This is a genomic window from Flavobacterium sp., from assembly GCF_044371705.1.
In the GTDB taxonomy this organism is placed as follows: domain Bacteria; phylum Bacteroidota; class Bacteroidia; order Flavobacteriales; family Flavobacteriaceae; genus Flavobacterium.
Window position 1 is genome coordinate 58,980 of the sequence record NZ_JBILTE010000001.1, and the last position, 8,064, is coordinate 67,043.

Annotated in this window: 11 protein-coding genes; 3 read left to right on the plus strand and 8 right to left on the minus strand. The window is 32.3% G+C overall.

Translation table 11 applies throughout. The features are described from left to right. Positions 1-89 precede the first annotated feature (89 nt). Positions 90-2,657, minus strand: a complete 2,568-nt coding sequence (locus ACIQ2S_RS00240) for a BamA/TamA family outer membrane protein (RefSeq protein ID WP_396171958.1) — start codon at positions 2,655-2,657, stop codon at positions 90-92. Positions 2,658-2,693: 36 nt separating this feature from the next. On the opposite strand from ACIQ2S_RS00240, the gene ACIQ2S_RS00245 reads away from it, so the two are divergent. Beyond that, the gene (locus ACIQ2S_RS00245; RefSeq protein ID WP_396171960.1) at positions 2,694-3,422 is read left to right on the plus strand and encodes an RNA methyltransferase; all 729 of its coding nucleotides are present in this window, start codon (positions 2,694-2,696) and stop codon (positions 3,420-3,422) included. Here the strand turns inward: ACIQ2S_RS00245 and ACIQ2S_RS00250 are convergent. After that, positions 3,419-4,117 carry a porin family protein gene (locus tag ACIQ2S_RS00250; protein ID WP_396171962.1) on the minus strand — a complete coding sequence of 233 codons (699 nt, stop codon included), beginning with the start codon at positions 4,115-4,117 and terminating at the stop codon, positions 3,419-3,421. The genes ACIQ2S_RS00245 and ACIQ2S_RS00250 overlap by 4 nt on opposite strands. 4 nt (positions 4,118-4,121) lie before the next feature. Further along, on the minus strand, positions 4,122-4,850 hold the full coding sequence (ubiE, locus tag ACIQ2S_RS00255) for a bifunctional demethylmenaquinone methyltransferase/2-methoxy-6-polyprenyl-1,4-benzoquinol methylase UbiE (protein ID WP_396171965.1): 729 nt from the start codon (positions 4,848-4,850) through the stop codon (positions 4,122-4,124). A 182-nt stretch (positions 4,851-5,032) separates the two neighbouring features. On the opposite strand from ubiE, the gene ACIQ2S_RS00260 reads away from it, so the two are divergent. Beyond that, a complete protein-coding gene (locus ACIQ2S_RS00260; RefSeq protein WP_396171968.1) occupies positions 5,033-5,347 on the plus strand; it encodes a hypothetical protein in 315 nt (104 codons plus the stop codon). 51 nt (positions 5,348-5,398) lie between these two features. Here ACIQ2S_RS00260 and ACIQ2S_RS00265 read toward each other — a convergent pair whose 3' ends face one another. Continuing rightward, a complete protein-coding gene (locus tag ACIQ2S_RS00265) occupies positions 5,399-5,881 on the minus strand; it encodes a dihydrofolate reductase (protein ID WP_396171971.1) in 483 nt (160 codons plus the stop codon). Beyond that, positions 5,878-6,234, minus strand: coding sequence for a 2TM domain-containing protein (locus ACIQ2S_RS00270; RefSeq protein ID WP_396171973.1), 357 nt, complete (start codon positions 6,232-6,234; stop codon positions 5,878-5,880). Before ACIQ2S_RS00270 ends, ACIQ2S_RS00265 begins: the two co-directional genes overlap by 4 nt. A gap of 242 nt (positions 6,235-6,476) precedes the next feature. Here ACIQ2S_RS00270 and ACIQ2S_RS00275 point away from each other — a divergent pair, with 242 nt between their 5' ends. Then, positions 6,477-6,773: an isoamylase early set domain-containing protein gene (locus tag ACIQ2S_RS00275; protein ID WP_396171975.1), complete on the plus strand. Its 297-nt coding sequence runs from the start codon at positions 6,477-6,479 to the stop codon at positions 6,771-6,773. Between the two features lie 55 nt (positions 6,774-6,828). Here the strand turns inward: ACIQ2S_RS00275 and ACIQ2S_RS00280 are convergent, their stop codons facing one another. The 3 genes from ACIQ2S_RS00280 to ACIQ2S_RS00290 all read right to left on the minus strand — a co-directional run. Continuing rightward, entirely contained in the window at positions 6,829-7,029 is a 201-nt protein-coding gene (locus ACIQ2S_RS00280) for an energy transducer TonB (RefSeq protein WP_396171983.1), read from the minus strand. Then, a complete protein-coding gene (locus ACIQ2S_RS00285) occupies positions 7,008-7,259 on the minus strand; it encodes a hypothetical protein (RefSeq protein ID WP_396171977.1) in 252 nt (83 codons plus the stop codon). Before ACIQ2S_RS00285 ends, ACIQ2S_RS00280 begins: the two co-directional genes overlap by 22 nt. A 9-nt stretch (positions 7,260-7,268) precedes the next feature. Next, positions 7,269-8,064 (minus strand): thymidylate synthase (locus tag ACIQ2S_RS00290; RefSeq protein WP_396171979.1); only part of this gene is annotated, 796 nt, incomplete at its 5' end.

An 8,064-nucleotide genomic window follows, 5' to 3' on the forward strand; every position in this document is an offset into this window, starting at 1 on the left:
AAAATAATAATTTAAAAAGGTTTGGTAAAATAATTAGGTAAAAATCCGCATTTTATAAGGCTTTTTTTTAAATACTTTAAGGAATTTGATTAGAACGGATAATTGATTCCGATATTCAGAACAGAATTACTGAAATTGTATTCATTAAACCATCTTCTATCCATTTCATTCGCCGGATTATAGGTTTTAAAACCGATGTCAAAACGAACAACGAAGAAACTGAAATCGTATCTTAATCCAAAGCCGGTACCTAAAGCAATGTCTTTCAATGACTCTAAGTCTTCAAAAACAGCACCTGGAATTGTAACATTATCCATAAAGTTCCAAATATTCCCGGCGTCGGCAAATAGTGCTCCTTTGAAATTTCCAAAAAGTTTAAACCGATATTCTGCACTTAAAGCTATTTTTAAGTTGGCATCATTAAAGTCATCTCGAGCTCCGCTGCTACCCGGACCTAGACTGTAGGGTTGCCAAGCTCTATTGTCGTTAGAACCACCGGCAAAGTAACTTCGTGCAAATGGAATATTTTGTGCATTACCATAAGGTATTGCAACCCCCAAGAAGTAGCGAGTGGCAAATATATTTTCTTTCTGTAAATCAAATAACTTCACAAATTCAAATTCTGTTTTAACATATTGTGAAAACTCAACACCCATAAATGTTTTGTTTCCATTGGGTCCTAGAGCTGGATTTGTAATATTTGCTAATAAGTCTAACGTGTTCCCGGCAAGTTCAACCTTAGCTTTAAAATTGTAAAATGCATTATCTAGCAAATTACTTTTAGTAGTTATTGAATAACTAAAGCTAGAAGCCATAATGAAGTTGTTTTCGGTTAACCTAGATTTTCGTTCATCAATACTTCGTACTGTTTCAAAATCTTCATCGCTTACCACGACCACCACAGGATTAGATAAAACATCGTTTATAAAACCATCAGTGCCTAAGGTAATAATCAAATTACCTTCGCCATTTTCTCCGTCATAGTAAAGATCATTAACATCGTCATAGTTTTTTGAAACAGCATTCAATGCATTGTAAGAAGATCTGTATACATTAAAATAATTGTCAACATTCAGATTATTAACATATTGAAGATTGATTAATTCAAATTTTGCAGTTCTGAAACGCTTGGGAGTCCAATTGTAGGTTAAACCTCCCGTGAAATTTTCCTTATCAAGTCCCACATTTGTTTGGCTGGAAAAACCGGCACTGATAACAGATGAAGGAATCATGTTTTTAGGAATGATTTTTTCAGTTTTTAATGGGAAAAAGATTCTTGGGAAGCTCAATCTACCGTCGACACCTAATTCTAAAATGTTAAAAAACACGTTGTTTGGATTGGCATTATCGCGAGATGAACCTATATTTCCTCTAACAGCAACTTCAAATGTTTCAGCACCGTTAAATACGTTTCGAATAGTAACAGAGGTGTTTCCCGCAATACCAAATTCCTGAATGTTGGAATGTGTCAAATCTAGAGTAGCACCCCAAGTGATTTTCTTTCTTGGGTTTAGATAGATATTGGCTATTAAACTTGTTCCGGTGGAGTCTTTTGGATCCTGTTCATACTTAATCGAAGGATAATTAAATACCTTTAAATTACTTAAAAATCGCGAAGTTAGATTGTTTCTAAAGTCGGCATATACGCCACCTTTATTGATAAACACCGCATCTGTTATTGCTTTTGGTTTAAATCGTAGTTTTTCGATACTATAAAGATTAAAACCATTATATGAAACACTATCTGTTATCGTTTTTTTATCTTTAGAAGAAGGATTGTCAGTAAAAATATTAACTTCACTAATTTTATAAATATGAAAAGGAGCGGTTTTTAAAGTGTCGTTTTCACGGTAGTTAAAATCTCCTATCACGGTAGTGATATTAGGTCTTTTGCTTAAATTTATAGTGTCTACATCAAAGGTAATATAGTTTTGTTGAAAATTATATGCACCGTTATTTCTGAAATAAGTTGTCAAACGGTTCCGTTCTTCTTCAATTATTTTAGAATTGTATTGTTGTCCGCTTTTTATGACTGACTGACTTTTTGTTACTTGATACAAAGAATCCAAATCAGGTGATGTGATTGTAGCTTTAATGGAATCTAGAATATAAGGACTTTTTAAATCGATAATGTATTTTACTTTACCCTTTTTATAACCAACAGAGTCGGTCTCCGACTTTACCTCAACGTCAAAAAAGCCATTATTGAAGAAATGTGATCTTAATTTAAACTCACTTCGTTTTGTTCGAGTACTATCTATAATTATGGGCTTTTCTCCGGTTGATTTCAGTAATTCGTGGAAGCCTTTCATGTAAAAAGATTCGCCCAAGCGATACACTTGTTTTTCAGAATAGATAGCAGACATTCTCTTAAAGCGTATGGTATCTTCAATATATTTAGCTCTAAAAACAGAATCCGGATTTGGTCTTGCCCAATTGTAAATATGCAAGCCAAAAGGCACTTTCAATATTCGAGCATTTGGTTTTTGAAATATAAAGCCGGTCAAATCCTCTTTGATTTTAGAATTCCCGTCAACAGTTATTTCAACTTTTGTTAAGAGTTGTTTGTTATCCGGAACTCTTTTTACAGAATCGCAGGAATAAATTAATCCAATGATAACAATTAATAATGTTATTTTTGTAAGTATCTTTTTCAAGCAGAAAATTATTTAATTCAAAAGTACATTATTTCTATGGTTAGTAAAAACCAAATAAAATTAATTACCGGTTTAGTTCAAAAAAAAAATCGGACCGAGCAGCAACTTTTTATCGCTGAAGGAATTAAAGTGATACAAGAACTATTCCAATCTGATTTTGAATTGGTTCATTTGTATACGGTAGCAAATTTAAACATTCAGGTTCCATCTGATAAAATTACTCAAATAACTAACAATGAATTAAAAAGAATTAGTGCTTTAACAACACCTAATGAGTGTTTGGCTCTTTTTAAAATTCCAATAAGCAGTAAAATTAATGATCATGAGCTAATTGTAGCATTAGATGACATTAGAGATCCGGGAAATTTGGGCACAATAATTAGACTTTGCGACTGGTTTGGCGTTAAACAATTAATTTGTTCTGAAACAACTGTGGACGTTTTTAATCCAAAAGTGGTTCAAGCAACCATGGGTTCGCTTGCAAGAGTTAGGATTGTGTATGCAGACTTGGTAGATGTGCTTAAAAAAACAAAACTTCCTATCTATGGCACTTTTATGGACGGAAATAATATCTATACTGAGCAAAAAACAAGAGAAGGAATTATCGTAATGGGGAATGAATCCAATGGTATTTCAAAAAATATAGAACAATTGATTCAGCGAAAAATCACTATTCCTCGATTTGGAACGCAACAAAAAACAGAAAGTTTAAACGTAGCAACAGCCACCGCCATCACACTAAGTGAGTTTTGCAGAAATTCTTAGTGAAATGTAAAATTGATTAAAATTCCTCTTGTTTTCATCGAGTCGATGTTACCGGTCCACGGACTATCGGCAGTGTTATCTCGAATCAATTCATCGCTTAAACCAAATACTCCTCTAATGGAAGGAGAAAATTTAAAGTATTCAAAATAAAAGTCTACACCAAATCCTACTTGATAATCATACGTCCATGTCTTCATTCGGAAACGGTTGTTAAAATTATCATCGCTTGCACGCTCATTACTTGATAAATTCAAAGTGGCTGAAGCTCCACCCACTAAATAAGGTCTCACATTACCAACTCTTTTTGAAGAAAATTTAACCAATAGAGGAAACATAATATAGGTTGATTTTACTTCTCTTAAAGCGTCAAATGGGTCTTCTATTTCTGGGTAGGTTAAATTTCTTTGTGTGTAATATAAACCGGGCTCAAAACGAAGATTGATGTATTCTTGCAATCGTAAATTTCCAACCAAACCCACATTAAATCCCGTGGTTGGACTCACATCTATATCTTCAGTTACGCTTAAGTAATCAAATTTAAAATCTAATGAATTAAAACCAAGAAAATAACCCCAGTGAACTCGTTGTTTGTCAAAATTTTCCAGGTTTATAATAGGATCTTTTGCAAACATTGACTTTTGAGCATGCGAATCAAAAGCAAATAAGAACAGAAGTATAAAAACTATTTTTTTCATTGTATTATTTAGTAGCTGAATATATTGTTGCTACCCCAAAAGTTTGCGGATAGGATTCAACATTAGTAAACCCAATATTACGCAAAATATTGTTTAATTTTTCTCCATACGGAAAAGCATTAGCAGATTCCGATAAATAGGCATAAGCAGAATTGTCTTTTGAAAATAGTTTTCCGATGACTGGGAGTATGTTTTTTGAGTAAAAATTATAGCCTTGTTTGAACGGAAATTTTTCGGGCACTGATGTTTCTAAAATAACAAAAACGCCATTTGGTTTAAGAACCCTAAGAATTTCGATCAATCCTTTTTCTAATGTTTCAAAATTTCTAACACCAAAAGCTACCGTAATCGCATCAAAAAAATTGTCTTCAAAAGGCATGTTTTCAGAATCGCCCAAAATCATTTCAATGCGATTTGAAAGGTTTTTTTGTGCAATTTTTTTTCTTCCTACGTCTAGCATACCTGCAGAAATATCTATACCTATAATTTTTGTAGCTTCAATTTCCGACATTAATAATGCTAAATCTCCGGTTCCAGTGGCAATATCTAAAATAGTTGTTGGATTTTTTTTCTTTACAATTGCAAGTACTTTTTTTCGCCATTCAACATCCGTTCCAAAAGAGATGACTCTATTCAAGCCATCATAATTTGTTGAAATAGCATCAAACATTTGAGCAACTTGTTCTTTTTTTCCTAATGTAGAATCTTTATAAGGAGTGATGTTTTTTGACATACGGGCAATTTTTTGCAAATATAAGGGATTCTCTAAGTATAACAATATTGTTTTTATGTTTAACTAAAGCATGAAAAAAATAAACAAAACATCACTAAATTTAGTGATGTAAAAAAAATCCCTAAAAGTGGGTATTGTAAAAGTGGTTTAATAAAATGAAATTTACAACACATCAGTAAGGTATGTTTATAAGAATTATTAAATCTGAAATGAAGTGGTTGCTTTTGGCATTAGCAATTACTTTGGTATTGACAAACGTTATTAATGCCAATACTTTAGCAAGAGGTGTGCACGTTGATGCACCTCAAACGTTCTTAGGGTTAAATTTGTTTTTGGAAATTTTAGTTTTTTTTGCCTTTAATACCTTTGTGGTATTTGGTATTAAAGGTTTCTTTGAGATGTACTCTCAAAGATTTGCCAATGCCATTATCTTCTTTTCCGGAGTATTTTTGGCAGTGGTTATTTTTATTTTAAGTTATCAAATACTGATGATTTAAAAACTTTGCATACTTTACTTGATTAAAAACATCCTCAAAAGGGATGTTTTTTTATTTTCTATGAAATGTTTGATAAGTAAATGAATAGTTGTGTTTGTCATCTTTTGGATGAAATTCTTCATTGGTCAATTCCCAAACTGTAGGGACTATTTCGGGGAAGAAAGTATCAGCTTCAAAAGTATCATGCACTCGCGTAATTTCTAAAATATCTGCAATACCTATAGATTGATTGTATATTTCTCCGCCACCAATAATGTAAGTGTCTTCATTTTTCGGACAAAGGTGCATTGCTTCTTGTAATGTATTGGCAATTAAACATCCTTCGGGTGTGTAGTTTTTTTGACGGGTGATGATTACATGTGTTCGATTGGGTAATGGTTTCGGAAAACTTTCAAATGTTTTTCTACCCATGACAATGTAATGACCGGAAGTGAGTAGTTTGAATCTTTTAAAATCATCGGGTAAGTGCCAAACTAAGTCGTTGTTTTTACCCAAGGCGTTATTTTCAGCAACTGCTGCAATTATAATAATCATTGTGTATTCTCATTTTTATCGTTCCATTCATTTTCAACTTTTGTTTTCAATTGTTCCAGACGTTTGTTTTGTTTGGCAATTAAACGATCTATTTGTTCACGCTCCCAATCTTTATTCATAAAACGATCGGTGATGTACACTTTAATGAAATGTAAAATGAATAGAAAAAACCAGATAGTTAATGCCCAAATATACCAACCTTCAAAAGGTTGCACATCGTAAATTTTTTCAATGACAATAAAAAACAAACTTCCTACTAAGAATAATATGAAATGATAATACAATCTTTTTTTCTGTTTAATTCTTTTTCGGGCATATTCGTATTTTTCGTGTTGTTCTCGATCTATTTCCATGGTTCTTTGATTTTTCTGAATTGAAAGGTATACTTTTTTTAAAAAATAAAAAAATCTATTTTAATGATAATGAAATACGAAACCGTTTTTTTATTTACAATATTCAATCTAACTTATTATAAATTAACAATGTAACTTTTTTTTAATAGTGTTTTTAAGAATATGATAAAACGTATGCTAACTATTTGATTTCCATAATTCTATTCGTTCCTTTGTACCATAATTCTAAAAATTAGATAGTTATGGCAATTAAGAAACAATTTATAAAATCGAAACCAGTTTGTAAAGTAACTTTTTCGATAGAAGCTACTGAAGCTACTACTGCTGCAGTAATTGGTGATTTCAACAATTGGAATCCAACAGCAGGAGAATTAAGCAAGTTGAAAAACGGTACTTTCAAAGCTACTTTTGAATTACCTGCTTCAAATTCGTATGAGTTCCGTTATTTAGTTGATGGTCAATTCATCAATGATACAGACGCGGATGATTACAAATGGAACGAGTTTGCTGCAGCTGAAAATAGCGTGGTAACCGTTTAATTCTCGATTTTAAAGAAAATTTAATCCGTTTGGTTTTTAACTAAACGGATTTTTTTTAATTTAAAGAAAAACTTATCGGAATTGACATCGTTACTCTAACGGGATCTTCCATGAAATATCCGTGAGTCATTTGAGGTAGTAACAAAATTATTCTTTTTGCTTCTTCTTCTAAAATTGGATCTGGTCCTCTAACTTTATCTATGGAAATAGAACCATCTTTTTCAATAACAAATGTTACAAGAACTTTCCCTTGGATGTTTTTTTTACTGCCTTTTTGGGATAATTAAAATTTTTAATGATATGTTCTTGAATTTTTTTATTAAAACATTGTCTTCTTTCATTCATTGGTAATTGTTCACAGCCTGGAAATATTGGAACGTTTTCAATGATTTGAAAACCTACTGTTTCCTGGCTCTCAGCTTCGGAATCAGTAGTTTGACCAACAACTGTCAACGAAAAAAATAAAAAATAAAAAATATATTTCATAAAATAATTTTAAACGGCTACTATTCCTTTAATGTGCGGGTGCGGATCATAACCAACTAACGTAAAATCTTCAAAAGTAAAATCAAAAATATTTTTAATTTCCGGATTTAAAATCATTTTTGGTAAGGGTTTTGGCTCGCGTGAAAGTTGCAATTCTACTTGTTCAAAATGGTTGTTGTAGATGTGAGCATCACCAAAAGTGTGAATAAATTCTCCCGGTTGTAAATCGCAAACTTGAGCAACCATTAATGTAAACAATGCATACGAAGCAATGTTAAAGGGTACGCCTAAAAATATATCGGCACTTCGCTGGTACAATTGGCAACTTAATTTTCCATCCGCTACGTAAAACTGGAAAAATGCATGACACGGTGGAAGTGCTGCTTTACCATTGGCAACATTTTCTGCAAATGATTTGGAAGTGTCCGGCAAAACAGATGGATTCCAAGCGGAAACTAACATTCTGCGGCTGTTCGGATTTTTCTTCAATGTTTCAATTAATTCGGTTATTTGATCAATTTCATCACCGTTCCAATTTCTCCATTGGTAACCGTAAACCGGACCTAAATCGCCATTTTCATCGGCCCATTCATCCCAAATTTTCACACCGTTTTCTTTTAAGTAGTCAATATTTGTATCGCCTTTTAAAAACCATAAAAGTTCATAAATAATTGATTTTAAATGTAGTTTTTTTGTAGTAACCATTGGGAAACCTTCACTTAAATCAAAACGCATTTGATAACCGAAAACACTTTTAGTTCCTGTGCCTGTGCGGTCGCCTTTTTGCGTTCCGTTTTCTAAAACG

Bases quoted from the DNA above. Each gene is read 5' to 3' on its own strand.
- ACIQ2S_RS00245 (WP_396171960.1), top strand. From the start codon at position 2,694: ATGGTTAGTAAAAACCAAATAAAATTAATTACCGGTTTAGTTCAAAAA.
- ACIQ2S_RS00250 (WP_396171962.1), bottom strand. From the start codon at position 4,117: ATGAAAAAAATAGTTTTTATACTTCTGTTCTTATTTGCTTTTGATTCG.
- ubiE (WP_396171965.1), bottom strand. From the start codon at position 4,850: ATGTCAAAAAACATCACTCCTTATAAAGATTCTACATTAGGAAAAAAA.
- ACIQ2S_RS00260 (WP_396171968.1), top strand. From the start codon at position 5,033: ATGTTTATAAGAATTATTAAATCTGAAATGAAGTGGTTGCTTTTGGCA.
- ACIQ2S_RS00265 (WP_396171971.1), bottom strand. From the start codon at position 5,881: ATGATTATTATAATTGCAGCAGTTGCTGAAAATAACGCCTTGGGTAAA.
- ACIQ2S_RS00270 (WP_396171973.1), bottom strand. From the start codon at position 6,234: ATGGAAATAGATCGAGAACAACACGAAAAATACGAATATGCCCGAAAA.
- ACIQ2S_RS00275 (WP_396171975.1), top strand. From the start codon at position 6,477: ATGGCAATTAAGAAACAATTTATAAAATCGAAACCAGTTTGTAAAGTA.
- ACIQ2S_RS00285 (WP_396171977.1), bottom strand. From the start codon at position 7,259: ATGAAATATATTTTTTATTTTTTATTTTTTTCGTTGACAGTTGTTGGT.